Source organism: Pseudomonas corni, from assembly GCF_057128765.1.
Genome location: NZ_JBSKHW010000025.1, coordinates 1 through 25,038 on the forward strand (window position 1 = coordinate 1; position 25,038 = coordinate 25,038).

The 25,038-nt window shown below is 60.1% G+C and carries 18 protein-coding genes; 7 read left to right on the top strand and 11 right to left on the bottom strand.

Going from position 1 to position 25,038, the window contains the following annotated elements:
• Window positions 1-486: 486 nt before the first annotated feature.
• From treS to mnmH, 4 genes are all read left to right on the top strand, one after another.
• Window positions 487-2,556 (top strand): maltose alpha-D-glucosyltransferase, encoded by a 2,070-nt coding sequence (treS, locus tag ACWKV9_RS27040; RefSeq protein ID WP_483839174.1) that lies wholly within the window; start codon window positions 487-489, stop codon window positions 2,554-2,556.
• A gap of 126 nt (window positions 2,557-2,682) precedes the next feature.
• Entirely contained in the window at window positions 2,683-3,339 is a 657-nt protein-coding gene (locus ACWKV9_RS27045) for an ATPase (RefSeq protein WP_483839175.1), read from the top strand.
• 260 nt (window positions 3,340-3,599) lie between these two features.
• Entirely contained in the window at window positions 3,600-4,634 is a 1,035-nt protein-coding gene (gene selD / locus ACWKV9_RS27050) for a selenide, water dikinase SelD (RefSeq protein WP_483839176.1), read from the top strand.
• Window positions 4,634-5,740, top strand: coding sequence for a tRNA 2-selenouridine(34) synthase MnmH (gene mnmH / locus ACWKV9_RS27055; protein WP_483839177.1), 1,107 nt, complete (start codon window positions 4,634-4,636; stop codon window positions 5,738-5,740). The genes selD and mnmH overlap by 1 nt, the downstream gene beginning before the upstream one ends.
• A 40-nt stretch (window positions 5,741-5,780) precedes the next feature.
• Here the strand turns inward: mnmH and ACWKV9_RS27060 are convergent, their stop codons facing one another.
• The 9 genes from ACWKV9_RS27060 to ACWKV9_RS27100 all read right to left on the bottom strand — a co-directional run bounded on the left by ACWKV9_RS27060 (window position 5,781) and on the right by ACWKV9_RS27100 (window position 18,242).
• Window positions 5,781-6,836 (bottom strand): permease, encoded by a 1,056-nt coding sequence (locus tag ACWKV9_RS27060; RefSeq protein WP_483839178.1) that lies wholly within the window; start codon window positions 6,834-6,836, stop codon window positions 5,781-5,783.
• A 703-nt stretch (window positions 6,837-7,539) separates the two neighbouring features.
• A complete protein-coding gene (locus ACWKV9_RS27065) occupies window positions 7,540-9,138 on the bottom strand; it encodes an ABC transporter ATP-binding protein (protein WP_483839179.1) in 1,599 nt (532 codons plus the stop codon).
• A 1-nt stretch (window position 9,139) separates the two neighbouring features.
• Window positions 9,140-10,162 carry an ABC transporter permease gene (locus tag ACWKV9_RS27070; RefSeq protein WP_483839180.1) on the bottom strand — a complete coding sequence of 341 codons (1,023 nt, stop codon included), beginning with the start codon at window positions 10,160-10,162 and terminating at the stop codon, window positions 9,140-9,142.
• Complete coding sequence (locus tag ACWKV9_RS27075; RefSeq protein WP_483839181.1) at window positions 10,162-11,229, bottom strand: microcin C ABC transporter permease YejB; 1,068 nt, start codon at window positions 11,227-11,229, stop codon at window positions 10,162-10,164. Before ACWKV9_RS27075 ends, ACWKV9_RS27070 begins: the two co-directional genes overlap by 1 nt.
• Entirely contained in the window at window positions 11,230-13,128 is a 1,899-nt protein-coding gene (locus ACWKV9_RS27080; protein WP_483839182.1) for an extracellular solute-binding protein, read from the bottom strand.
• 165 nt (window positions 13,129-13,293) lie between these two features.
• Window positions 13,294-16,047 carry a TonB-dependent receptor gene (locus ACWKV9_RS27085; RefSeq protein ID WP_483839183.1) on the bottom strand — a complete coding sequence of 918 codons (2,754 nt, stop codon included), beginning with the start codon at window positions 16,045-16,047 and terminating at the stop codon, window positions 13,294-13,296.
• Window positions 16,048-16,246: 199 nt separating this feature from the next.
• Window positions 16,247-16,648, bottom strand: coding sequence for an ExbD/TolR family protein (locus tag ACWKV9_RS27090; RefSeq protein WP_483839184.1), 402 nt, complete (start codon window positions 16,646-16,648; stop codon window positions 16,247-16,249).
• Complete coding sequence (locus ACWKV9_RS27095; RefSeq protein ID WP_483839185.1) at window positions 16,649-17,356, bottom strand: MotA/TolQ/ExbB proton channel family protein; 708 nt, start codon at window positions 17,354-17,356, stop codon at window positions 16,649-16,651. It abuts the gene before it with no gap.
• Between the two features lie 49 nt (window positions 17,357-17,405).
• On the bottom strand, window positions 17,406-18,242 hold the full coding sequence (locus ACWKV9_RS27100) for an energy transducer TonB (protein WP_483839186.1): 837 nt from the start codon (window positions 18,240-18,242) through the stop codon (window positions 17,406-17,408).
• Window positions 18,243-19,473: 1,231 nt separating this feature from the next.
• Between ACWKV9_RS27100 and ACWKV9_RS27105 the strand changes: the two genes are divergently transcribed.
• Window positions 19,474-20,586 (top strand): DUF2817 domain-containing protein, encoded by a 1,113-nt coding sequence (locus ACWKV9_RS27105; RefSeq protein ID WP_483839187.1) that lies wholly within the window; start codon window positions 19,474-19,476, stop codon window positions 20,584-20,586.
• 3 nt (window positions 20,587-20,589) lie between these two features.
• Here ACWKV9_RS27105 and ACWKV9_RS27110 read toward each other — a convergent pair whose 3' ends face one another.
• Both ACWKV9_RS27110 and ACWKV9_RS27115 read right to left on the bottom strand, forming a co-directional pair.
• Window positions 20,590-21,423 carry an NAD-dependent protein deacetylase gene (locus ACWKV9_RS27110; RefSeq protein WP_483839188.1) on the bottom strand — a complete coding sequence of 278 codons (834 nt, stop codon included), beginning with the start codon at window positions 21,421-21,423 and terminating at the stop codon, window positions 20,590-20,592.
• 125 nt (window positions 21,424-21,548) lie between these two features.
• Complete coding sequence (locus ACWKV9_RS27115; protein WP_483839189.1) at window positions 21,549-22,313, bottom strand: MBL fold metallo-hydrolase; 765 nt, start codon at window positions 22,311-22,313, stop codon at window positions 21,549-21,551.
• 202 nt (window positions 22,314-22,515) lie between these two features.
• Between ACWKV9_RS27115 and ACWKV9_RS27120 the strand changes: the two genes are divergently transcribed.
• Together ACWKV9_RS27120 and ACWKV9_RS27125 are read left to right on the top strand one after the other, a co-directional pair.
• Complete coding sequence (locus tag ACWKV9_RS27120) at window positions 22,516-23,535, top strand: branched-chain amino acid aminotransferase (RefSeq protein WP_483839190.1); 1,020 nt, start codon at window positions 22,516-22,518, stop codon at window positions 23,533-23,535.
• Window positions 23,536-23,704: 169 nt separating this feature from the next.
• Window positions 23,705-24,973, top strand: a complete 1,269-nt coding sequence (locus tag ACWKV9_RS27125) for a serine hydrolase domain-containing protein (RefSeq protein ID WP_483839191.1) — start codon at window positions 23,705-23,707, stop codon at window positions 24,971-24,973.
• Window positions 24,974-25,038: the final 65 nt, after the last annotated feature.

Sequence of the window (25,038 nt, forward strand, 5' to 3'; positions counted from 1 at the left end):
TAGGAGCGAACTTGTTCGCGAGACGATGTGCCTGATACACCGCAGCGTCTACCTCGCCAACAAGTTGGCTCCTACAGGTATCTGCGGTGGTTCGCCCAACACAATCCCCGTGGGAGCCGAGTCGGTCCAGCAGTCTGCGCCGAACTCAAAACCTGTAGGAGCGAACTTGTTCGCGAGACGATGTGCCTGATAGACCGCAGCGTCTGGCTCGCCAACAAGTTGGCTCCTACAGGTATCTGCGGTGGTTCGCCCAACACAACCCCCGTGGGAGCCGAGTCGGTCCAGCAATCTGCACCGAACTCAAAACCTGTAGGAGCGAACTTGTTCGCGAGACGATGTGCCTGATACACCGCAGCGTCTACCTCGCCAACAAGTTGGCTCCTACAGAACCTGCGTGCGGGGGGCTAAATCACTTCGTCATGCAACGTTTCCGGTCCGCCGCGCTCATACCCTTAAGCATTCGAGCGCACAGGACGACTGAAATTTATGACGACCCCGGACAAGCAATACGTGGACTGGCTGGTTGAGCAATCGATGCTCAACGCCGCACAACAGCGCGCAAAACTCTATGGCGGCCAGGGCCGTTTGTGGCAGAGACCCTACGCACAAGCCCGACCTCGCGACGCCTCGGCCATCGCATCGGTGTGGTTCACGGCGTATCCGGCATCGATCATCACTCGCGAAGGCGGCTCGGTGCTTGAAGCCCTGGGCGATGAAACCTTGTGGCATGCCTTGTCCGACATCGGCATCCAGGGCATCCACAACGGCCCGTTGAAAACCTCCGGCGGTCTGAAAGGCAAGCAACGCACTCCGAGTATCGACGGCAACTTCGACCGCATCAGCTTCGAAGTCGACCCGGAACTGGGCACTGACGCGCAATTTCTGGGCTTGAGCCGCATCGCTGCCGCCCACAACGCGATCATCGTCGACGACGTGATTCCGTCCCACACCGGCAAGGGCGCGGACTTCCGTCTGGCCGAAATGGCTTACGAGGAATATCCGGGCCTGTACCACATGGTGGAGATCCGCGAAGAAGACTGGTCGCTGCTGCCAGACGTTGCCAAAGGCCGCGATGCGGTCAACCTGCCGCCAGCTACCGTGGACATTCTGCGGGACAAGCACTACATCGTCGGCCAGTTGCAACGGGTGATCTTCTTCGAACCCGGCGTCAAGGAAACCGACTGGAGTGCAACCGATGTGGTGGTCGGCGTCGATGGCAAGCCACGCCGCTGGGTTTATCTGCATTACTTCAAGGAAGGCCAGCCGTCGCTGAACTGGCTGGACCCAAGCTTCGCCGCGCAACAGATGATCATCGGCGACGCCCTGCATGCAATCGATGTCATGGGCGCGCGGGTGTTGCGTCTGGATGCCAACGGCTTTCTCGGCGTCGAGCGCAAGGCTGATGGCACCGCGTGGTCCGAGAGTCACCCACTGTCGATCACCGGCAACCAGTTACTGGCTGGCGCCATTCGCAAGGCCGGCGGTTTCAGCTTTCAGGAGCTGAACCTGACCATCGACGACATCGCCGCGATGTCCCACGGCGGCGCGGATCTGTCTTACGACTTCATCACTCGCCCCGCGTACCAGCATGCGCTGCTGACCGGGCGCACCGAGTTTCTGCGCTTGATGCTGCGTCAGGTGCACGAGTTCGGTATCGATCCGGCGTCGTTGATCCACGCCCTGCAAAACCATGATGAGCTGACCCTTGAACTGGTGCATTTCTGGACGCTGCACGCCCACGACCAATACCTGTACATGGGTCAGACCTTCCCCGGCAATATCTTGCGTGAGCACATCCGTGAAGAGATGTACGAGCACCTGGCCGGTGAACACGCGCCGTACAACCTGAAATTCGTGACCAACGGCGTGTCCTGCACCACCGCCAGCATCATCACTGCCGCTTTGGGTATTCGTGATCTGGATACCATTACCGACGAAGACGTGCTGAAGATTCAGCACATTCACTTGCTGTTGGTGATGTTCAACGCCATGCAGCCGGGGGTGTTCGCGTTGTCCGGTTGGGATCTCGTCGGCGCCTTGCCGCTGCCGGCTGAACAGGTGGCGCACCTGATGGAAGACGGTGACACCCGCTGGATTCATCGCGGCGCCTACGATCTGGTGGGCATCGACCCCGAGGCAGAGTTCTCGGCCGGTGGCATGCCGCGACCGAAAACGTTGTACGGCAGCTTGCCTGAGCAGTTGCAGCGCCCGGATTCCTTCGCTTCGCAGCTGAAGAAAATCCTGTCGGTGCGCCGCGCCTATGACATCGCCGCCAGCCGCCAGATTCTGATTCCGGACGTCGAACATCCGGGCCTGCTGATCATGGTCCACGAGCTGCCTGCGGGCAAAGGCATCCAGATCACAGCGCTGAACTTCAGTGCTGAATCCATCGTTGAAACACTGCATTTGCCAGGCATCGCGCCGGGCCCGGTGGTGGATATCATCAACGAGCGGGTGGAGGGCGACCTGACCGAAGAGGGCGAGTTCACCATTACCCTGGATGCTTACGAAGGCCTGGCGTTGCGCGTGGTGAGCATGGTCTCGCCGATGATGTAAGGCGTCGATGGGCGCGGGCTATTATTGCTGCGCTCGATACCGAACATTGATAATCGGAAATTCTGCTTTTCTCCGCAAAGGCTCAGGATGACGCCACGTCAACCGAGCCTCTGCGGAGCACCCCTCATGAACCTTCGAATCGTTGCCCTTATTACCTTTGTCGCTGCATTGGCAGGCTGTTCCGTGCCTGGCGCTCCGCGTTACTCAGATGCACAGATGGGAACCTTCCACGCATCCGCCGTGACTTCCAGTGTTGCGCTGAAACACACCCAGACCGTGGGTGTGATCTTCACAGAAAACACCGTCGCCAACCTCAAGTACATGGAAAGCTACAACGCCAGCGCGCAAACCGGCCTGGCTGCGAAGCTCACGGACAGCCGCATCACCGAAGCCTACGTGAAGAGCTCCGATCCGGAACTGGCGATCAACTGGTTTGCCGAGTCGCTGGAAAAGCAGTTCGCCACGGTAAATTTCTACGAAAACCTGGATTCGGTACTGGCAGCGCGGCCTGACGTCATCGTGCTGCTCGACACCCGCAGCAAGCTGATCACCGAGCGCAGTTCGGACATGCAGGCGAGCATCACCGCTGAGTTCTTCGACGGCGATTTCAACTACATAGGCAAGGCTCAGGGCAGCGATGCCAAGTCCCTGTCGCCGATCTGGGCCCACACCAAACGCGCCCCGGAAATCGCTGCCGACATCGACCAGCAACGCGCCGTGCAGATCAACGCGCTGCAGCAGTTCGATGCGTCGCTGGAGTCGTTGATCAAGTCGCAGTCGTGATTCACCAGATGTCTCGATGGTTCGCCCTACACAAACCCCGTGGGAGCGGATCAGCTCGGTCCAGCAATCTGAGCCGAACACAAACCCTGTAGGAGCGAACTTGTTCGCGAGAAGGTTTGCCTGACACACCGCATTGCCCGTCTCGCCAACAAGTTGGCTCCTACAGGGATTTGCATTTCCAGGCCCCAACCATCCGCCACTCAATTCGCATACCCCCCGGCTCTGTTAGACTTCGGCGCCTTGATACTCAGGGGCTCCCCATGAACGATCCGGTTCGTCTCACCCAGTACAGTCACGGCGCCGGCTGTGGCTGCAAGATCTCTCCAAAAACCCTCGAAACCATCCTCGCCGGCAGCGGCGCGCAGAACCTTGATCCGCGTCTGTGGGTCGGCAATGCCTCCCGCGATGACGCGGCGGTCTATGCCATCGACGAAGAACGCGGCGTGGTCTCCACCACCGATTTCTTCATGCCCATCGTTGATGACCCGTTCGACTTCGGCCGCATCGCCGCCACCAACGCCATCAGCGACATCTACGCCATGGGCGGCGACCCGCTCATGGCCATTGCCATTCTTGGCTGGCCGGTCAACGTGCTGGCCCCGGAAATCGCCCGTGAAGTGATTCGCGGCGGGCGTTCGGTGTGCGACGAGGCAGGCATTCCCTTGGCTGGCGGCCACTCCATTGATGCCCCGGAGCCGATCTTCGGCCTCGCGGTCACGGGACTTGTGGAAAAGCGCTTCATGAAGCGTAACGACACCGCGACCGTGGGCTGCAGGCTGTACCTGACCAAACCGCTGGGCATCGGCATTCTCACTACCGCCGAGAAAAAGGGCCTGCTGCGCGACGAAGACGTCGGCCTGGCCCGGGACGTGATGTGCCTGCTGAACAAGCCGGGCAGCAAGTTTTCCAGACTCGCCGGCGTCACCGCGATGACTGACGTCACCGGTTTCGGCCTGTTGGGGCACTTAGTGGAAATGGCCGACGGCAGTGGCCTCAGCGCGCGCCTGAATGCAGCAGCGGTTCCACGTCTGGGCAGCGTTGATTTCTACATCGAACAGGATTGCATCCCCGGCGGCACTCATCGCAACTACGACAGCTACGGCGATCGTATCGGCGCCCTGACCGAAACGCAGAAACTGCTGCTGTGCGACCCACAAACCAGCGGCGGTTTGCTGATCGCCGTCGAGCCTGCCGAAGAGGCCGCATTCGTGGCCATGGCCACCGAGCTGGGCCTGAACCTGGCACCGATCGGCGAACTGATCGAGCGACAGCGGCACGCGGTCGAGGTGTTCTGATGCGCGATAACAGCGCTCACTTTCGCGAGATGTTCCTTCACGACGTGCCAATGATGGATGTGCGCGCCCCGGTTGAATTCGACAAGGGCGCCTTTCCCGGCGTGATCAATCTGCCGCTGATGAACGACAGCGAGCGGCAGAAGGTCGGCACCAGTTACAAGCAGGAAGGCCAGCAAGCGGCCATTGAGCTGGGTCATCGCCTGGTGTCGGGCGAGGTCAAGCAGGCGCGCATCGAAGCTTGGGCGGATTTTGCACGCCAGCACCCTGAGGGATTTTTGTATTGCTTCCGGGGCGGGCTGCGCTCGCAGATCACCCAGCAATGGCTGCAAAGCGAGGCGGGCATTCAATACCCCCGGGTGATCGGTGGGTACAAGGCGCTGCGCACGTTCCTGCTTGGCACCCTCGAACAAGCGGTCGCCGAGTGCGATCTGGTGCTGGTGGGCGGCATGACCGGCACCGGCAAGACCGAGGTGCTGGCGCAGCTGAACAACGCGCTGGACCTGGAAGGCCACGCCAATCATCGCGGTTCGAGTTTCGGCAAACACGCGACGCCGCAGCCCAGCCAGATCGATTTCGAAAACCGTCTGGCCGTCGACATTCTCAAGAAGCGCGCCGGTCATGTGCAGCAGTTCGTGATCGAGGACGAAGGACGCATCGTCGGCAGTCGTGCCGTGCCCGTCGACTTCTACCGGGCGATGCAGGAAGCGCCGCTGGTGTGGCTGGAGGACAGTTTCGACAGTCGCGTGGAGCGGATTCTCAAGGATTACGTGATTGACCTGTGCGCGGAATTCATCGCCGTTCAGGGGTTGGCAACCGGCTTCAGCGGTTTTGCCGAGCGCTTGCGGCAGAGTCTGTCGAGCATCGTCCGGCGCCTGGGTGGCGAGCGCTATCAACGGCTGTCGGCGATCATGGAGGCTGCGCTGCAAGAGCAGGAACGCAGTGGCAATGTCGATCTGCATCGCGGTTGGATCAGCGGCATGCTCAGCGAATATTACGACCCGATGTACGTCTATCAGCGAGACAGCAAAGACCCGCGTATCGAGTTCTCCGGCGATCAGGCTGAAGTGGTGGAGTACCTGAAACAGCGAAGCCGCCGGGAGGTTTAGTCCACGGCGGCTTCGTTGTGTTGCGTGTTGCGTGCAGCGTTTAGAGCAAAGCAGCACCCACCAGTCCGCTGACGATGCCGATCAGCATGGTCAGCACGCCGACGGTCACCAGCACTTTGGCGTCGAATGATTTACGCAGCATCAGCAGCGATGGCAGGCTCACGCTCGGCAGGGTCATCAACAGCGCCACGGCGGGCGCGGTGCCCAGACCCAGAGCCATCAACGTCTGCACGATGGGGATTTCCGCAGCAGTGGGAATCACGAACAGCGTGCCGACGATGGCCAACGGAATCAGCCACAACAGGCTATTGCCCATGGCGCCATCCACGTGGGGGAACAGCCAGACCCGGGCTGCGCCGAGGATCAGCACCGCGACGATGTAGATCGGGATGGTGGTCCAGAACAGACTCCACAGGGTTTTGCCCCAGCGAGTGAGCAAATTGCCGTGTTGTGGGGTTTCGGCATTGACCACTGCGTCAACGGCTTGCTCAGGCAACGGTTCGGCTTTGGAGATGCGTTGTGCGATCAACGACACGCCAATCACCAGCACCAGCCCGGCCACCAGGCGCAACGCAGTAAAGCCCCAGCCCAGCACGAAGCCCATGAACACCAAGGTGGCGGGGTTGAGCACCGGATTAGCGATCCAGAACGCCAGCGCCGCACCCACCGAAACGTTTTGCTTGCGCAGGCCAGCAGCGACCGGCGCGGCGCAGCAGCTGCACATCATCCCCGGAAGGGCGAACAAGCCGCCGCGTACCGTTGAACCCAAGCCTGCGCGGCCGAACATGCGCAGCAGCCAGTCGCGGGGGATCAAGACCTGGAGCAGGGAGCCGAGGATCACTGCCAGGACGGCGGCTTTCCAGATCGCCAGGAAATACACCTGCGCGTAGGCCAAAGCGGCGGCCCACGGGTTGGCCGGGTTGTCGTTGATGATCGAAGCGCCGATGTTGTGGGTGTCGGCGGCGACGAAGGACTTGAGGTAGTAAGGGGACCATTTGACGTAATACAGACCGATGGCGGCGATCAGCAAAAATACGACGGGTTTCCACCAGAACGACCAGCCACGGGACGGCGTGGCAAGCGGGAGACTGGACATGGGAGCGTTTCCGGGTAAGAGGCGTTAAAGCGCAATGATAGCCGCCACGGGACATGGATGCTTACAAATCAGCGAGCGCCATTCGCAGCACACTCCTGAGATCAGACACAAAACCCGTGGGAGCGGATCTGTCCGCGAAGGGGTCTGTACAGGCAATACATCTCCGGCGACTGACGCTTGGTCTTCGCGGACAGGTCCGCTCCCACGGGTTTCACACGTCATGGTTTGATCGATCAGTGCCGCTCTTGATTCTGACCGACGTCATCGTTCCATCGATCAGTGAAGGTCCGCCTTTGATTCTGGCCGAAGGCCGTAGGAGTCTGGCTTGCCGACGATCTGCCGGGGACCGGCAGTAAATCCTACGCACGCGGTGAGCCAGGCATGACGGCGGCGTTTGGTTTCAGGACTGCTGCGGTCGGACGCGACCCCGGACCCATCGCCTGCAAGCAAGGCTCCTGCGCCTTCGGCAGAAGCGGGCGTCATCCACTGCGTGATCGTCCCTCCCACAGAGCATGGCTGGGTGATGACGCCGAGTGAGGTCAGACGCAAAACCCGTGGGAGCGGACCTGTCCGCGAACGGGGCGGTGCGGGCAGTGCATCTCTGGTGACTGACGCTCAGTCTTCGCGGACAGGTCCGCTCCCACGGTTTTATCGCGTTCGATTGGGTAGCCTCCTCGAGGACGCAGCGCCTGGGAATGATCAATCAATGAAACGCCAACCCCGACGACTTCAACAGCTCCTGGGTATACGCCTGCTGCGGATTGGCGAAGATGTCGCGGGAGGCGCCTTGCTCGACCACTTTGCCGTCCTTGATCACGATCAGGTCGTGGGCGAGGGCATGCACCACCGCCAGGTCATGGCTGATGAACAGATAGGTCAATCCATGACGAATCTGCAGGTCCCGCAGCAAGGCGACGATCTGTTTCTGCACCGTGCGGTCCAGGGCCGAGGTCGGTTCGTCGAGCAGGATCAGTTCCGGCTCCAGCACCAACGCACGGGCGATGGAGATGCGTTGACGCTGCCCGCCGGAAAACTCATGGGGATAGCGATGCCGCCACGCCGGGTCGAGCCCGACTTCCCCCATCACCCGAATCACCGTCTGTTCACGCTCTTTAGGCGTGCCAATCCGGTGAGTAAGCAAGCCCTCGGCGATGATCTGCTCCACGGTCATCCTCGGGCTCAAACTGCCGAACGGGTCCTGAAACACGATCTGCATCTGCCTGCGCAATGGGCGCATCAAGTCCTGGCTGCGCAGGCTCAGCTCTTTGTTGCCGAAGCGGATGCTGCCCTCGGAATCGATCAGCCGCAAAATGGCCTGGCCCAATGTGGATTTTCCCGACCCCGACTCTCCGACAATCCCCAGCGTCTTGCCCTTGAGCAGTTCAAAACTGACGCCATCCACCGCTTTCACGTAGCGCTTCTCGCGGCTGAACAGCGGCTTGGGCAGAGGAAACCAGACCTTCAGTTCATCCACCGACAGCAACGTTTGCGGGTGCAGACTCGGCACCGGTTCGCCATCGGGTTCTGCGTTGATCAGCAGTCGGCTGTACTCATGCTGAGGGTTGGCGAACAGCGCCTGACATTCCGCTTGTTCGACGATTTGCCCGGCGCGCATCACGCACACCTGCTGGGCAATGCGCCGCACCAGATTCAAATCGTGGCTGATCAGCAACAAGGACATGCCCAGCCGCGCCTGCAACGATTTCAGCAGCTCCAGAATCTTCACCTGCACGGTCACGTCCAGCGCCGTGGTCGGCTCGTCGGCGATCAGCAAATCCGGCTCGTTGGCCAGTGCCATGGCGATCATCACCCGTTGCCGTTGCCCGCCTGATAGCTGATGGGGATAGGCCTTCAGACGCAGCAGCGGGTTGTGAATCCCCACCAGTTCCAGCAGCTCCAGAGTCCGGGCCCGCGCGGCGCGGCCCTTGATACCCTTGTGCATGGCGAGGATTTCGCTGATCTGCTTTTCCACGGTGTGCAGCGGATTGAGGGAGGTCATCGGCTCCTGAAAGATCATCGCAATGCGGTTGCCACGCAGGCTGCGTAATTGCTTGTCGCTGGCATGCACCAGGTCCAGGCCGTTGTAGCTGATGCTGCCGGTGGTGCTCACCGATTTTCCGGGCAGCAGGCGCAGGATTGAGTGGGCGGTCACCGATTTGCCCGAACCGGATTCGCCCACCAGTGCCAGGCATTCGCCGCGTCGGATGTTCAAATTGATCCCGTGCACCACTTCCGCGCCGTTGAACGCGACGCGCAAGTCGCGAATTTCGATGAGGGTGTCGGTGTTGTCTGCGTGTTGCATGTCAGCTCCTTGGATCGAATGCGTCGCGGCAGGCTTCGCCGATGAACACCAGCAGCGAGAGAATCAACGCCAGCGCAAAAAACGCCGTCAGCCCTAGCCACGGCGCCTGCAGATTGCGCTTGGCCTGACCGATCAATTCGCCGAGGGACGCACTGCCCGCCGGCATGCCGAAGCCAAGAAAATCCAGCGCGGTCAGGGTCGAAATCGCGCCGGTAACAATGAACGGCAGGTAGGTGAGGGTGCTGGTCATCGCATTGGGCAGGATGTGCCGGATCATCAGCGCGCCATCGGTCAGGCCCAAGGCACGGGCGGCTTTGACGTATTCCAGATTGCGCCCGCGCAGAAATTCCGCGCGCACCACGTCCACCAGGGCCAGCCACGAGAACAGCGCCATGATCCCCAGCAACCACCAGAAACTTGGTGCGACAAACCCCGACAGAATGATCAGCAGATACAGCACCGGCAGCCCGGACCAGATCTCCAGCACGCGCTGGCCGATCAAGTCCGCCATGCCGCCATAAAAGCCCTGAATCGCTCCGGCGAACACGCCGATCACCGTGCTGATCACCGTCAGCAACAGCGCAAACAGAATCGATATCCGCGCACCGAACAACACCCGCGCCGTCACATCCCGCGCCTGATCGTCGGTACCAAGCCAGTTCTGCGCGCTGGGCGGACTTGGGGAGGGCTGCTTGAGTTCGTAGTTGATGGTCTCTGCTGAAAAAGGGATCGGCGGGAACAGCATCCAGCCCCCGTTGTCAGCGATCAGCTTGCGCACGTAATCACTGGAATAGTCCGGCTCGAACGGCAGTTCGCCGCCGAAATCGGTCTCCAGGTATTGGTGCAGCGTCGGGTAATACAGCTTGCCGTCCAGACGAATGAGCAGCGGTTTGTCGTTAGCCACCAGCTCGCCGCACAGGCACACCGCAAGCAGGGCGATGAACAGCCACAACGACCACCAGCCACGCCGATTGGCCTTGAAGCGGGCCAGACGCTGTCTGCTTTGGGGAGAGAACTCGAACATCAGGCGCTCCTCGCCGAAAAGTCGATGCGCGGATCGATCATCGTGTAAGTCAGATCGCCCACCAGCTTGATCAGCAAGCCAAACAGGGTGAAGAGGAATAGAGCGCCGAACACCACCGGGTAATCCCGAGATACAGCGGCTTCGTAGCTCATGCGCCCGAGGCCATCGAGGCCGAAGATGGTTTCGATCAACAATGAGCCTGCGAAGAACACATCGATCAGCGCCTGGGGGATGCCCGCCACCACCAGCAGCATGGCGTTGCGAAACACGTGGCCGTACAACACGCGGGTTTCGCTCAAGCCCTTGGCCCGAGCGGTGACCACGTACTGACGGCTGATCTCGTTGAGAAAGCTGTTTTTGGTGAGAATGGTCAGGGTGGCAAAACCCCCGATTACCAGTGCGCTGACCGGCAGCACCAGATGCCACAGATAGTCGCGAACCTTGCCGAAGGTCGAGAGGGTTTCGTAGTTATCCGAGACCAGACCCTGGGCGGGGAACCAGCTGAGATAACTGCCGCCGGAGAACACCACGATCAGCAAAATCGCGAACAGAAACGCAGGCGTGGCATAGCCAATGATCACCAGCGTGCTGGTCCAGACATCGAATGCGCTGCCATGGTGAATGGCTTTGCGAATGCCCAGCGGGATTGAGATCAGGTAAGTGATCAGCGTGGCCCAAAGGCCCAGCGACAACGAGGTTGGCAGTTTTTGCAGGATCAAATCCGTGACTGAGGCGCCGCGAAAAAAGCTGTTGCCGAAGTCCAGCTGTGCGTAGTTTTTCAGCATCAGCCACAGGCGTTCATGCAGCGGTTTGTCGAAGCCATAGTGCTTTTTGATTTCTTCCACCAGCGCCGGGTCCAGGCCGCGACTGCTGCGGCTGCCGGTTCCGGTGGACGCAACTTCTCCGCCGCCACCGCCCACGCCGGTGGGGCTGAAGCCCTGAATACGGGCGATGGCCTGTTCCACCGGACCGCCGGGCGCGGCCTGCACGATGAGGAAGTTGACCACCAGAATGCACAGCAGCGTCGGGATGATCAGCAACAAACGACGGATCAGATAGGCCAGCATTCAGTGAGCCTCCGACGCGGGTTTGGGGTTTTTCTGTTGCGCGGCCAGCAGCGCAGCCATTTGTTCGTTGGTCAGTGCTGTAGGGCTGACCTCCCACCAGCTTTCCAGCCCCACGTCGTAGGTGGGGCCGACTTTCGGCATGCCGAAGCGGTTGGCGTACACCAGCGGCGTGCCCTGAGAGAAGTAGTGCGGAATCATGTAGAAATTCCACAGCAGCACCCGGTCCAGCGCGCGGGCATAGCGGACCATTTCATCGCGGCTGTTGGTGGCGACCAAGCCGTCGATCAACCGATCCACCACCGGATCGCGCAGCACCAGGGTGTTGGAACTGCCGACCTGGGTGGCGCTTTGCGAGCCGTACAAATTGTAGAGTTCGCGGCCCGGAGAAATGATCGGATTACCGTTGTTGGGGAACTGGGTGACGATCATGTCGTAGTCCCGGGCATTGAGCCGGTTCTGGTACTGCGCCGAGTCCACGCGTCGGTAGTCCAGGGTGATGCCGATCTGCGCCAGCACGCGTTTGTAAGGCAAGACCAGTCGGTCGAAGCCGCCCTGACCGTCGAGAAACGAGAACTCCATGGGCTCACCGGCAGCGTTGACCAACCGGTTGTTTTTCGGCAGCCAGCCGGCTTCGGCGAACAGCTTCAGCGCCTGCTTCTGCTTGTCACGGATGTAGCCGCTGCCGTCGGTTTTCGGTGCTTTCCATACCTGAGTGAAGACCTCGTCCGGCACCTGACCGCGCAGGGGTTCGAGGATTTTCAGTTCTTCGGCGTCAGGCAGTTCAGTGGCCGCCATGTCGCTTTTTGGCCAGTAGCTCTGCTCGCGCACGTAAAAGTTGCGCATGATCTGATTGTTGATCCATTCGAAATCCCAGAGCATCGCCAGCGCCTCGCGCACCTTGCGGTCCTTGAACACCGGTTTGTCGAGATTGAAGCCAAAACCCTGCGCGGCGACCGGACGGTTCTTCGCCACGATGTGTTTTTGCAAACGCCCGTCGTCGATGGCCGGGCCCGAATAGCCCACCACATAACCGGACGACGAGAACTCGCGGTTGTAATCGAATGAGCCGGACTGGATCAGCTGCCGTGCCACTTCAACGTCGCCATAGAAATTCACCGTCAGTGTGTCGAAGTTATAAAGCCCGCGACTGACCGGCAGATCCTTGGCCCACCAGTCCTTGACCCGCTCGAAAGACACGCTGCGCCCGGCATCGACCTTCGACACCCGATAAGGCCCGCTGCCCAGGGGTGGCTCGAAGCCGCCGCCGTTGGACAGATCGCGAGTCTTCCACCAGTGCTCGGGCAAGATGCGCATGCTGGCGATGTCCAGTGCCAGGGTGCGGTTGAGGTTGTTCTTGAAGTTGAAGCGAATCTGGCCCGGCCCCTCGACCACGACGTCCTGCACGTCGGCGTACAGCGGTCGGTAGCTGAAGCTGGCCTTGGTGGTCATCAGTTCGAAGGTGTAACGCACGTCTTCGGCGGTGATCGGGCTGCCGTCATCGAAGCGGGCCTTGGGGTTCAGATAAAAACGCACCCACAGATTGTCGGGGTCGCGCTCGATCTTTTCCGCCACCAGTCCGTAGACCGTGTACGGCTCGTCCAGCGAGCGGTAGGCCAGCGGCGAGTAAACCCAGGTGTCGATCTGGGAAACATTGATGCCCTGATCCGCGTAGGGCATCAGGTAGTTGTATTGGCCGATTTCCTCGGAGGAACGGCTCAGCGACCCACCCTTGGGCGCATCGGGATTGACGTAGTCAAAATGCTTGAAGCCATCAGGATACTTCGGTGCTTCGCCATAAACGGTCAACGCATGACCGGGCGCCGCAAGACAAAACTGGGAGATACAGGCCACGACAGTGCCCAGCAACAGGCGCCGCAGTGATAGGGAAAAACAACACATGATCGGACCATCCTCGGTTTGCAGTTCGGCACACTTGAAGCCTTCAAAACCCTGCGATGAAAAAAGCCCCCCGGCCGGGGAAAGGTGGACGAGACCTTGATGCCGGGGGCGCGAATTCGCAGAAAGACCGAGGCGCGCCGGAGTGGTGCGCGCCTCGGGTACGGCTTAGAAGTGGTAAGTGGCGCGTGCGAACAACGTGCGACCCATGGCTTCGGCGTAACGCGGGTCATAACCGGTCTGGAAGTTGTCGGTCTGGATGCTGAACGGCGGGTTGCGGTCGAACATGTTTTTCACGCCCGCATCCAGGTCCAGGGACTTGTCGAAGGTGTAGCCCGCCGACATGTCCCACAAGGCATAGGACGCAACGCGACGAGTGCTGCCGTCTTCATAGGAGGTGTCGTTGTAACCGGTGGTGAACCGGTTGGTCAGCGACGCACGATAAGCGCCCAGGTTCCAGGTGCCGACCAGGTTGTGCTTCCAGCGCGCGGCAACGCCAAGGCTGCTTTGCAGATCGCCGACCTTGTCGATGTAAACGCCATCGATGGCCTCCTGATAGTCATAACGATCGGTGTAAGTGCCTTGCAGGTTCAGACCGAACTGGCCGATCGGGGTGTTCGGGAAGCGGTAGTCCAGCGTGACGTCGACACCGTTGGTTTTGACTTTGCCCAGGTTGGCAAGGCCGGTGTTGATGTGGTCGATGGAGCCATCGGCGCCACGCACGATGCGGTCGGCGTACAGATCCGGGTTAGCGAAGATCGAGGCTTCCGGGAATTCGGCGATCTGATCGGAGATCTTGATCCACCAGAAATCCAGGCCTACCGACAAATCGCGGATGGGCTGGAACACGAAGCCAATGGTCTTGTTGCGTGCCTGCTCCGGGGAAAGGTCATGGTTGCCGCCGGTGCGGTTGTTGAACTGCAGACCGCAGTCGCGCGCAGCGTTGCCGCCCGGTTGAGCAGTACCGCCGGTACACAGGCGTGGGTCGTTGTAGCTGCCGGTGGTGAAGGTGGTGTAGTTGGGGTTGTTCAGCTCATACAAGGACGGTGCCCGGAACCCTTCACTGTAGGAACCCCGCACCACCAACTCTTTGATTGGCTGATAGCGGAACGAGTATTTCGGGTTGGTGGTGCTGCCAAAATCGCTGAATTTGTCGTGACGCACAGCGGCCGACAGTTCCAGGTTGTCCAGCACCGGCACGGTCAATTCGGCGTATTCGGCGCGGATGCTGCGATCACCGGCCACGGTTGCGCTCGGGTCGACGCCCAGGCTTTGCAGGTCGCCGGCGAAGTCTTCGATGGTCTGGTGGAATTTCTCTTTGCGATACTCGCCACCGATGGCCAGGCCCGATTGACCGCCGCCGAACCAGTCACCGATTTCCCGGCTAATGCGACCGTCCAGGGCAGTAACGCGGCCCACAGCGGTGGAGTAGATGCCGTGGTAGAGGTTGTCGTTGATGTACTGCTGGCCGGCCGCGCTTTGCGGGCCGAACGGGTTGAGCAGGCCGCTGGCAATGCCGGCGCCCAATGCACGGTCACTGGCATAACCGCCGGTGGCGGCGTTGGTGACTTTGCTCTGGTTGTAGGATGCGCCGACGTCGTAATCCCAGCCCACGGCGGTGCCGGTGAAGTTCAGCAACAGGCGCTGGGCGGTGTTGGCGTCCTTGGAGGAACGGTCGCCTGCGGCGGTTTCACGCCAACTGGTGTCCACCGGTTGGTTCGGGTCCAGGGTGAAGTTTTCCGGCAGCGGGGTGATGCCGTTGCCCGGGAAGTAAGGTGAATCGGGATTGACTTGTATACCGGTGTAAGGCGCCGGTGCCACGGTAGTGGCGTTGTTGTTGCGGGCCCAGAAGTATTCGAGGCTGACGTTATGGTCTTCGGCGATCTTGCCGGTGGCCTTGCCGAAGAAGGAGGTCTTTTCGGTCTGCGGGATCAGGTCGATAGAGTTGCGAGTATCGTACCGGCAGTTGGCCTGTCCAGCGGAGTTGGGGTGCAGGTTGGCGCCGGCGCAGGCAGCGCCCAGCGGGTTGGTGCTCGGGCTGTCGCCCTGGGTGTAGTTGGATGGGAAAGCGGTACCCGAAGTGGCATCCAGCCCGCGATTGGGTTGGTAGCTCTTGGCGAAGGTCCGGTCGTTGGCATCCAGGTTTTGTTGTTTGGCGTAGTTGAACACGCCCATGACGTTGAAGCGGTCTTCTTCCAGATCGCCGAAGCCCCAGCTGCCGCTCATGTCCTTGCTGCCGCCACCGCCGCTGGCGTCGGGCATTTCGCCGCCCAAGGACAACGTGCCGTCGGTCAGGGATTTTTTGGTGATGAAGTTGATCACGCCGCCGATGGCGTCAGTGCCGTACAGGGCAGAGGCGCCGTCCCGCAGGATTTCCACGCGGTCAATGGCCGCGAACGGGATGGTGTTCAGATCGACCGCGCCACCCTGTGAGTGGGTGCCCGACATCGAGTTGTTGGCCAGGCGACGGCCGTTGAGCAGGACCAGCGTCTTGTTGGCGCCGATGCCGCGCAAGTCAGCGAACGAAGCGCCACCGGTGGCGCTGCCGACCGAGCCCGACGCGTTGTCCAGCGAGTTGCTGGCGGTGATCCGCGAGATGATTTCGGCAGTGGTGCTCACGCCCTGTTTGCGCAGGTCATCGGCACGCAGCACGGTGATGGGCACCGCTGTTTCCGCATCGACCCGGCGAATCGCCGAACCGGTCACTTCCACCCGTTTGAGCTGAGTGGTGGCCGGTGCCGCAGCGGCAGCAGGCGCAGCGACTTCATTGGCGGGTGCCACATCGCTGCCCGAGCTATCAGTGCTTTCGGCGGCGTGGGCGGAGGTCATGCCGACAGCCAGCGCACAGATCAATGCACGTGGATGACGGGCTACGGCCAGGACAAGTGGCTTGAGGGTAGATCCAGGAAAACTCATCAGCATGGTAATTTCCGACTTATTCCAGATGTTATTGAAATGGCCTTGTGAGCCGTCGTTGCTCCGACGCGGGTGTGGCGGTCGGGAAATCCACATTTTTCAAGCAAGCCGCTCCCCTCCGAGGCAAAAACCACGGTCGGCTGGTACATCAGGAGTTGCGTGTCAGGGCCGAAGAAAGTGCGGCCCTTATTTCAAGGCGACGACATCACTTGGAGGTCATCACTGAAATCTTGGTAATGCCCGAGCGCTCGATGGACGCCATGGCTTTGGCCACCTGGCCGTAGTTCACGTTGGTGTCGGCCTGCAATTGCACGCGCACCTCCGGGTCCTTGGCCTTGACGTCCTTGAGGCTGATCTCCAGCGACTCAGGTGCAACTTCGCTTTTGGCCAGATAGAACTTGCCGTCCTGATCGACGCTGACCACCACCGGGTCTTTCTTGTCGGCGGCTGCGACGGCGTCAGTCTTGGGCAGGTTGACCTTGATTGCGTTGGTCATCAGTGGCGCGGTGACGATGAACACCACCAGCAGCACGAGCATCACGTCCACCAGCGGCGTGACGTTCATTTCGCTCATCACTTCATCGCTGTCTTGTGTCGAGAAGGACATTTAGCTGGCCTCCCGCACGGCCTGGGCGTGCTTGCTGGCGATTGGCTGGCGATTGACGGAGAAGGCGCTGCGTTGGGCGAGGGCGTCGAAGTCATGGGCGAAATCGTCCATGTCGGCCACAGCCAGTTTCAGACGGCGCAGGAAGAAGTTGTAAATCAGTACCGCAGGCACCGCGACCGCGATGCCGACACCTGTGGCGATCAGCGCGTGACCGATGGGCCCGGCGACCGTTTCAAGACTGGCCGAACCGCTTTCACCGATGCTGCGCAGCGCTTCCATGATTCCCCAAACCGTACCGAACAGACCAATGAACGGCGCGGTGCTGCCGATACTGGCGAGGATGGCTTGACCGGCCTCCAGCGAGCGGCGCTCTTTCTGGATCTGCTGGCGCAGGTTGCGCTCAAGTCGGTCGGAGCGGTTGATGGTGTGGGCCAGTTGCTGTGTGGTGCGCGGGCTGTCATCCACGGTCATGGCTTCGAAGCCGCTGTTGGCGATGCGTGCCAGGGAACCAGGATATTGCGTGGAGTGTTCGGCAGCAGTGAGCAAATCCGGCGCGGCCCAGAAGGCCTTGGTGAACTGTCGGTTCTGGGTTTTGAGTTTCAGGTACTGCGCGGACTTGATCAGCAGCAGGCCCCAGCTCAGCACCGAGAACAACACAAGTGCCCAGAGCACGCCAGGGACAATCATGGAAGAGAGAGATTCGTTCATGGTTTACACCTCACCAGCTATATAAAGAGTTGTCGTTTGCTTGCTGCCGTTATTCCGGCAACTTGAAATCAATGGTTTGTGTCGCGAAGCCTTCAATCGGGGTATCACCGCGCTTGGCCGGAATGAACTTCCAGGCACGCACTGTTTCCACGGCGGCATCGTCCAGCACTTGCTTGCCGCTGGATTTGGTCACCTCCACCGTCCCGGCGCGGCCGTTGGGCAGCACCTTGATGCGCAGGATCACGCGGCCTTCCAGGCCTTTGCGCAACGCGGCGCCGGGGTATTCCGGTGGCGGGTTGCCAAGGCTAGCCAGTCCCGAGATCGCCGCTGATTCCTTGACCGGCGCAGCAGGTGCTGCCGGTGCCGCAGGGGCAGGCGTCGGTGTCGGCGTCGGTGCAGGCGGCGCAGGGTTAGGCGGTGCCGGTGGAGTTGGCGGCGCGGGTGGCGTCGGTTTTTTCACCGGTTTTGGCTTCTCGACAGGCTTGGGTTTCTCAACCTTGGGCTTTTCGATCGGCTTGTCCGGTGGCTTGATCGCGTCCGGGTCTTCCACGGGCGTTTCCGGCTCTGGCGGTGGAGGCGGTGGAGGAGGCGGTGGCGGCGGAGGGGGTGGCGGTGGTTCCGGGGCTGGCGGCGTCGGGCTGGTCAGCTCGACTGTCATCTCCGGTACTTGCGGGGCAACTTCCGGTACTTCGGCTTTTGCAGTTTGCATGTACCACCAGATCGCGCCGTGAATAAGTACGGAGGCGGCAATCAATATCAACACCTGCGGTTTATTCAGTCCGCCGGGTCGAGAGGTGTTTTCCTTGAAAGGAATACCCTGCCACGCCTTGGAAAGTTCTTCGGGCGATGGGTCAGGCATTGCTTTCATCTTTACCGCATCATTCATTAAAGCTCCCTCGGGTAGTTGAAGGGCAATAAGGTTCCGTTCAAACATTTCGTGAATGTTCGACTGCGTAGGGTTCGCACTTTCATGAGGCGCAAAACACCCGTGAGCGGACAATGGAGTGTCAGCTCTTTATCGGAAGTTAAGTCACCGTTATGGCTATGGAGACGACATCACTATTCCCTGATTCTTGTTATGTACATTGATGTACAGCTTTGTTCCTGTCTGGGTACATAGCAACCGGTGTGCCAGTAACCCCTGTGCTAGAGCCTTTATCGTGACTGCGATCAGCATATGTCGCATTCCTGTATTTTTTTTACGAATCGGGCCTAAAACCGGCTTCGTACATACATGAACCATTGGAACCAATGCGAAAATCCCGAGGCGCACTTGCCCGTGAGGCAAATTTGCGAACTTCGCAATTGCCGGTTGTTTAAAGCGCTACAGTGCTTTGCACCAAACTTGTCGCAGCAGTATTGGTTTGGTGCGTCGGGCTTTTAAGTGTGCATAGTTGAAAAAATCTCCATATAAATTAACAGTGACTGGTGGGTCAGAGATTGAACATGCGTCGATTGCGAGGCGAACGAATTCGTTAAGCCGGTGCAGCACGGCTATGGCGCATTAGTGCAACTATCTGAACGGAAATGTCCCGTTTTTATAATGGCGGCTGGATAGCTCTTTAGTGTCTTCCGCTGTTCATGAATCAACAGTCAACCGCGCAGTTGGCGCAGCGTCAAAAATAAATAAGAGCAAACAGCGGACGTGAGTTCGCGTTTGATCAGAGGCTGTCGACGATCAAAAAATCAGACGGATGTGCCTAGGGAAGGTGACAAGGGTTTTCGGCTAAACGCGCTGTGGATGCATTCAGGCGCCGATGGGTACGGGCAGGGCGAGGCGGGGGTGGCGAGCAACAACGAAGCGCAATGGGGTTTGGGTAATTGATGCACGTAACGAATTCCTTATCGTTGGACGCGGGCTAATGGTCGCGTCCTGCACTGTTATGGACAGGGTGCTGTCCGTTTGTTTACACGTTGGTGCAGGGTGAGCACTCAAGTGCGTAGTACTACGCGGTTTCACTGGGGTTGCCGTGTTCACGTTGTGGTACTCACGTTCCATAAGAAAGAAATGTGCCAGAAACATGTCTTTTTGTAACAATATTTATATGCCTTTCATTTGACGCTTCCTGACCCGGCCTACAATGCCGACGTCGTCCTCTGCCCAGTGAGAATCTTCCATGACCACGCTTTTCCCTGACAGCCCCGGTTATAGCGCCTTGCGTGAGCGTTTTCTGTCTGCGGCACATCACTCCGGCGCCCGGTTGACCGAGTATCCGCACCCGCTGAAAGGACCGTTTGGTGAAGCGCTTTTTACCGACGTCGCCTGGCTGGGTGCGCCCGACGCCAAACGAGTACTGGTCGCCTTGAGTGGTACTCATGGTGTCGAGGGCTATTACGGATCGGACTGCCAGACACGGTGGCTGCAGACGTTCAGCGAGCGGACGCTGCCCGAAGACGTCGCGATTCTGATGATTCACCTGATCAACCCGTGGGGCACAGCGTGGATGCGCCGGGTCAACGAGGACAATCTGGATCAGAACCGCAATTATCTGGATTTCAGCAAACCGTTGCCGAACAACGCGGCTTATCGCTCCGTGCATGACATCTATAGCTGCGCGCAATTACAGGGGGCGGAGCGTGAGCGTGCCGATGCGCACTTTGATCAGCAGATTGCGCAGCAGGGCTGGGCCGGGCTGATGTCGGTGGTGGAGGCGGGTCAGTACGAGTTTGCCGACGGCCTGTTCTATGGCGGCACGGCGCCGAGCTGGTCAAACCTGACCCTGCGCCGGATCATCGCCACGCATTTGAAAGGGGCTGAAGTGGTGACCTGTTTTGACCTGCACACGGGGGCTGGCGATTACGGGCATCCGATGCTGATGAGCATCGTCGAGTCCGCCTATCCGGCGCTGGCCGATGCTCAGGCGCTGTTCGGGCCCTGGCTGTTCACGCTGGTGACGGGGGCAAACAAAGTCAGTGAAACCGGCGTGTCGGCGACCTCCACCGGCTATACCTCGCAGATGCTGGTGGACGATTTGCCACAGGTGTACTTGATGCCGTTTGTGATTGAGTGCGGCACCTATCCCGGTGCCGATGTACACGGGCACCTGCGGGACGATCATTGGCTGCACCTGCATGGTGATCCGCTCGGTGCGGTGGGTCAGCGCATCAAACGCGGGCTGCTGGAACAGTTCTATCCGGCTGATGCGGATTGGCAGGAAATCGTCTGGGTACGGACGAGGCAGATCTGGGAGCGCGCACTGGCAGCGTTGCCGGCGATCAATCGGCGTTGATGCCTAGCGAATCAGCTGCTCGGTCAAGCGAGGCAACAACTGTTCGCAGGAGGTTTCAAGCTTCATCGTCAGCACATCATCGGCGCGGGTTTTGCCGATGTTGATGGCGATGATCGGCTTGCCCTGATCCACCGTGGTGCGGCACAAGCGAAATGCCGAGTACGCCATCAATGACGAGCCAATCACCAGCAAGCCATCGGCCTGTTCGATGCGGGCCATGGCTTTGGCAGCGGTGGGCGGCGCGACGTTTTCACCGAAGAACACCACGTCCGGTTTCATCCGCTCACCGCCACAGTGTGGGCAGTGCGGGACTTGAAAGCGTGCTTCGAAGGACTCGTCCAGCAACGTGTCGCCGTCCGGCGCCTGGGTGGCATCCACGCCTGCCAGATAGGGGTTTTGCGCTTCAAGGGTGAGTTGAATCACGTCGCGCTCGGTGCGCTGGCGGCAATCCAGGCAGACCACCCAATGCAGACTGCCGTGCAGTTCCACCACATCATGGCTGCCGGCCTGGTCGTGGAGGGTGTCGACGTTCTGGGTGATGACGCCGGTGATGATGCCGTGGGTTTGCAGCGTCGCCAGCGCCTCGTGGGCGGCATTGGGCCTTGCGATTCGCACCCGAGGCCAGCCCAGCATCGCCCGCGCCCAGTAGCGGCGGCGCGCTTCGGGGGCGTTGAGGAATTCCTGAAACATCATCGGCTGCCGTCCACGTCTGACACCCTCGCTGTCGCGGTAATCCGGAATGCCCGACGAGGTGCTGATGCCCGCGCCGCTGAGCACCACCAGGGATTTGCTGTGCATCAGGTTTAACAGCGTGTCGAATTGGGCGTCGGCGGGCATGTGAGGGGTTCCCCTGATGATCGGGTGGTGGAGCAGACGGATGTATTCGATTTAAAGACCGCTCGCGAATGAATTCGCTCCTACAGGATTTCGGTAACCGCTCCCATGCCGGGCATGACGATCAATCAAAACCGCGCCAGATACCCGTCCACCAACTCAATCAGCCGCGCCCGCCCGAAACTCTTGCCGTGGCCGCCATGTACCACGCTGACGGGCAATTCCCGCAATCGCTGCATGGTGCGCACGTAGTCGTCCAGATTGGAGTGCGCGAAGTTGTCGATCAGCTCACCGTCGTAGATCGCGTCCCCCGAGAACAGCGTCTGCGTCGACGCTTCCCACAGGCCGATGCTGCCGGGCGAGTGGCCGGGCAGGTGCAACACGTCAAAGTGACGATTGCCCAGATCGACGACATCGCCTTCCTCCAGGGTCCGGGTCACGGTGGCCGACTTGATGCGCCAGGTGTCCAGGTCGTAATCGGGCGATGGCAAGGCGCTGATGATGGGGCCGAAGTGTTCATCGCTCAGGGCGGGCAGGGTGTAGTCGTTGGGGTCAAAGCCTGGCTCGACCAGCGTGAAATACCCATCGGCGCTGCGCAGCCCGTCAGCTTCCGCGCGATGCACCAGGCATTCGTCGAATTCGTGATGACAGCCGATGTGGTCCAGATGCACATGGGTTGCCAGCGCGCTGACCCGCTGGCCAAACAGATTCTTCGCGGCATCGCGCAAGCTGCAGATGCCCATGCCGGTGTCCACCACCAGGTCCTGATCGCGCCCACGGATGTGCCAGATATTGCAGCGCAGCCACGGCGTGACGTGGGGTTCGTCGATCAGCGTGATGGCGTCATCGATCTTGTGCAGCGAATACCACTGGTCGGCGACTTTTCTGAGCATGAGGACAAACCTGTGACCGGGGGGCGTCGCCCAGACTGTCACGAAGCACGCCGATTTGAAAAGGGAGTCGGTCGGGCGAAAAATCAGTAATATGGCGAAACATCGGGATACGGTCATGCCGATCCCGAGCCTTCAAGACCATATTGTTGATAAGTCAGCCGCCGCTCACGCCGGGCGCGCTAGCCAAGAAATAGAGGGTGTCATGGGTAACGAGAGCATCGATTGGGACAAGCTGGGTTTTGACTACATCAAGACTGACAAGCGCTATGTGTCGCACTGGATTGATGGCGACTGGCAAAAAGGCGAGCTGACCGAAGACAACGTGCTGCACATCAGCGAAGGCTCTACAGCGCTGCATTACGGTCAGCAGTGCTTCGAAGGCATGAAGGCCTATCGCTGCAAGGACGGCTCGATCAACCTGTTCCGCCCGGACCAGAACGCCGCCCGTATGCAACGCAGCTGCAACCGCCTGTTGATGCCCAACGTGCCGACCGAGATGTTCATCGAAGCCTGCAAGGACGTGGTCCGCGCCAACGAGCGCTTCATCCCGCCTTACGGCACCGGCGGCGCGCTCTATCTGCGTCCGTTCGTGATCGGCGTCGGCGACAACATCGGCGTGCGCACCGCACCTGAGTTTATCTTCTCGGTGTTCTGCATCCCGGTCGGCCCTTACTTCAAGGGCGGCCTGACCCCGCATAACTTCCTGATCTCCAGCTACGACCGTGCAGCCCCGCAAGGCACCGGCGCGGCCAAGGTCGGTGGCAACTACGCCGCCAGCCTGATGCCGGGTGTCGATGCCAAGAAGCGCGGTTTCGCCGATTGCATCTACCTGGACCCGCTGACCCATTCGAAAATCGAAGAAGTCGGTTCGGCCAACTTCTTCGGCATTACCCATGACGACGAATTCATCACGCCGAAATCGCCGTCGGTATTGCCAGGTATCACGCGCCTGTCGCTGATCGAGCTGGCTGCCAGCCGTCTTGGCCTGAAAGTCACCGAAGGCGATGTGCTGATCGACGAGCTGGACAAGTTCAAGGAAGCCGGTGCCTGCGGGACCGCTGCCGTGATCACGCCAATCGGCGGCATCAGCTACAAAGACAAGCTGCACGTGTTCCACAGCGAAACCGATGTGGGTCCTGTGACCAAGCGTTTGTACGCTGAACTCACCGGCGTGCAGACCGGTGATCTGGAAGGGCCGGCCGGCTGGATCGTCAAGGTCTGAATCTGATCTGAGCCGCGCGCAATAAAAAACCACCGCCTTTATGGCGGTGGTTTTGTTTATGGGGCAGGCAAGGGTGCTGACCGCCATCTTGGACTAAGGTAGAAACGGGCGCCGCAAGCCTGACAAGGCACCGGCCACCTTCCCGCCGTCAGAAGAATAAGGATGCGTTATGTTGGCAGCACACCTTCCCGACACCGATCCGCTTGAGCGTTCTCCTCTGCGTCATTCACCTGTTGCCCTGGCGCTGAGTCTTATAGCCAGCGGTTTCTCCCTGTCGTCCTGGGCCGACGAACCTGCTTACCCCCACGGCTATGAGCCCATCGGCACTGTCGAGCAAATCTACGACGGCGCGATGCTCCCGGACTTGGCAGTGAGCACTTATCGCAACATCGATCGGCTGTTCCCCACGCACACCATCAAGGCGGGCGGGCATCCGTATCCGCTGCCTAAAAGTGACAAGCAACTGGGTAACGTCAAGTTCACCCAGGACGGCAAAAAGTACGACCTCTACGATTTCGTTGCACTGGACAGCATCACCGCGATGCTGGTGATCAAGGACGGCAAGATCGTTTACGAAACCTATCAGCGCGGCAACACCGAGAAGACCCGCTGGATGTCGATGTCCATGGCCAAATCGATTACCTCGACGCTGGCCGCAGTCGCGATCAAGGACGGCCTGATCAAGGGCCTGGATGCGCAAGTGGTCGATTATGTGCCCAAGCTCAAGGGCAGCGCTTACGACGGCGTGTCCCTGCGCAACGTGCTGATGATGTCTTCGGGCGTGAAGTGGAACGAGACCTACACCGACCCGAAATCGGATCGCCGAGCATTGCTCAACGCGCAGATTTCGCAAAAACCGGGGTCAGCGGTCGAGCTGATGGGCAAGCTGCCCAAGGCCGCTGAACCGGGCACCCTCAATAATTACAGCACCGGCGAAACCCAGATTCTCGGCGAAGTGGTGCGCGGTGCGGTGAAGATGCCGCTGGCTGACTATTTGTCGCAGAAAATCTGGGCGCCGTTCGGCATGGAAAGCGACGCCAACTGGTGGCTCGATTCACCCGATGGCGTGGAGATTGGCGGCAGCGGCATCAGCGCGACGCTTCGGGATTATGGGCGGTTCGGGCTGTTTTTCTTGAACAACGGCGCCATCGACGGCCAGTCGATTTTGCCTGACGGCTGGGTCAAGGAAGCCACCACGCCCAAGGAGCTCAAGGGCGGCAAGCCGCTGGATTACGGCTACATGTGGTGGACCGCCTGGACCGAAGCGTCGGTCAAGGATGGTGCGTTCGCGGCGGTGGGGATTCAAGGGCAGAACATCTACGTCAACCCTGCCAACAAGGTAGTGATCGTCACCTTCGGTGCGCAGCCCAAACCGGTAGAGAAAGAGCCTGTGGACCCGATGGTGTTTTTCGATGCGGTGGTGGCGGCGTTGAAGTAGGGCTGCGCGATCGGTCTATGCGCGATCTCCCGAATCTACGCCTGACCCGTGGGAGCGGACCCGTC

What these genes read in the sequence shown, in the direction of transcription:
- ACWKV9_RS27045 (WP_483839175.1), top strand. Translation starts at nt 2,683, where the DNA reads ATGAACCTTCGAATCGTTGCCCTTATTACCTTTGTCGCTGCATTGGCA.
- ACWKV9_RS27060 (WP_483839178.1), bottom strand. Translation starts at nt 6,836, where the DNA reads ATGTCCAGTCTCCCGCTTGCCACGCCGTCCCGTGGCTGGTCGTTCTGG.
- mnmH (WP_483839177.1), top strand. Translation starts at nt 4,634, where the DNA reads ATGCGCGATAACAGCGCTCACTTTCGCGAGATGTTCCTTCACGACGTG.
- ACWKV9_RS27125 (WP_483839191.1), top strand. Translation starts at nt 23,705, where the DNA reads ATGTTGGCAGCACACCTTCCCGACACCGATCCGCTTGAGCGTTCTCCT.
- ACWKV9_RS27075 (WP_483839181.1), bottom strand. Translation starts at nt 11,229, where the DNA reads ATGCTGGCCTATCTGATCCGTCGTTTGTTGCTGATCATCCCGACGCTG.
- ACWKV9_RS27110 (WP_483839188.1), bottom strand. Translation starts at nt 21,423, where the DNA reads ATGCCCGCCGACGCCCAATTCGACACGCTGTTAAACCTGATGCACAGC.
- ACWKV9_RS27085 (WP_483839183.1), bottom strand. Translation starts at nt 16,047, where the DNA reads ATGCTGATGAGTTTTCCTGGATCTACCCTCAAGCCACTTGTCCTGGCC.
- treS (WP_483839174.1), top strand. Translation starts at nt 487, where the DNA reads ATGACGACCCCGGACAAGCAATACGTGGACTGGCTGGTTGAGCAATCG.
- ACWKV9_RS27120 (WP_483839190.1), top strand. Translation starts at nt 22,516, where the DNA reads ATGGGTAACGAGAGCATCGATTGGGACAAGCTGGGTTTTGACTACATC.
- ACWKV9_RS27070 (WP_483839180.1), bottom strand. Translation starts at nt 10,162, where the DNA reads ATGTTCGAGTTCTCTCCCCAAAGCAGACAGCGTCTGGCCCGCTTCAAG.
- ACWKV9_RS27080 (WP_483839182.1), bottom strand. Translation starts at nt 13,128, where the DNA reads ATGTGTTGTTTTTCCCTATCACTGCGGCGCCTGTTGCTGGGCACTGTC.
- selD (WP_483839176.1), top strand. Translation starts at nt 3,600, where the DNA reads ATGAACGATCCGGTTCGTCTCACCCAGTACAGTCACGGCGCCGGCTGT.
- ACWKV9_RS27065 (WP_483839179.1), bottom strand. Translation starts at nt 9,138, where the DNA reads ATGCAACACGCAGACAACACCGACACCCTCATCGAAATTCGCGACTTG.
- ACWKV9_RS27095 (WP_483839185.1), bottom strand. Translation starts at nt 17,356, where the DNA reads ATGAACGAATCTCTCTCTTCCATGATTGTCCCTGGCGTGCTCTGGGCA.
- ACWKV9_RS27090 (WP_483839184.1), bottom strand. Translation starts at nt 16,648, where the DNA reads ATGTCCTTCTCGACACAAGACAGCGATGAAGTGATGAGCGAAATGAAC.
- ACWKV9_RS27100 (WP_483839186.1), bottom strand. Translation starts at nt 18,242, where the DNA reads ATGAATGATGCGGTAAAGATGAAAGCAATGCCTGACCCATCGCCCGAA.
- ACWKV9_RS27105 (WP_483839187.1), top strand. Translation starts at nt 19,474, where the DNA reads ATGACCACGCTTTTCCCTGACAGCCCCGGTTATAGCGCCTTGCGTGAG.
- ACWKV9_RS27115 (WP_483839189.1), bottom strand. Translation starts at nt 22,313, where the DNA reads ATGCTCAGAAAAGTCGCCGACCAGTGGTATTCGCTGCACAAGATCGAT.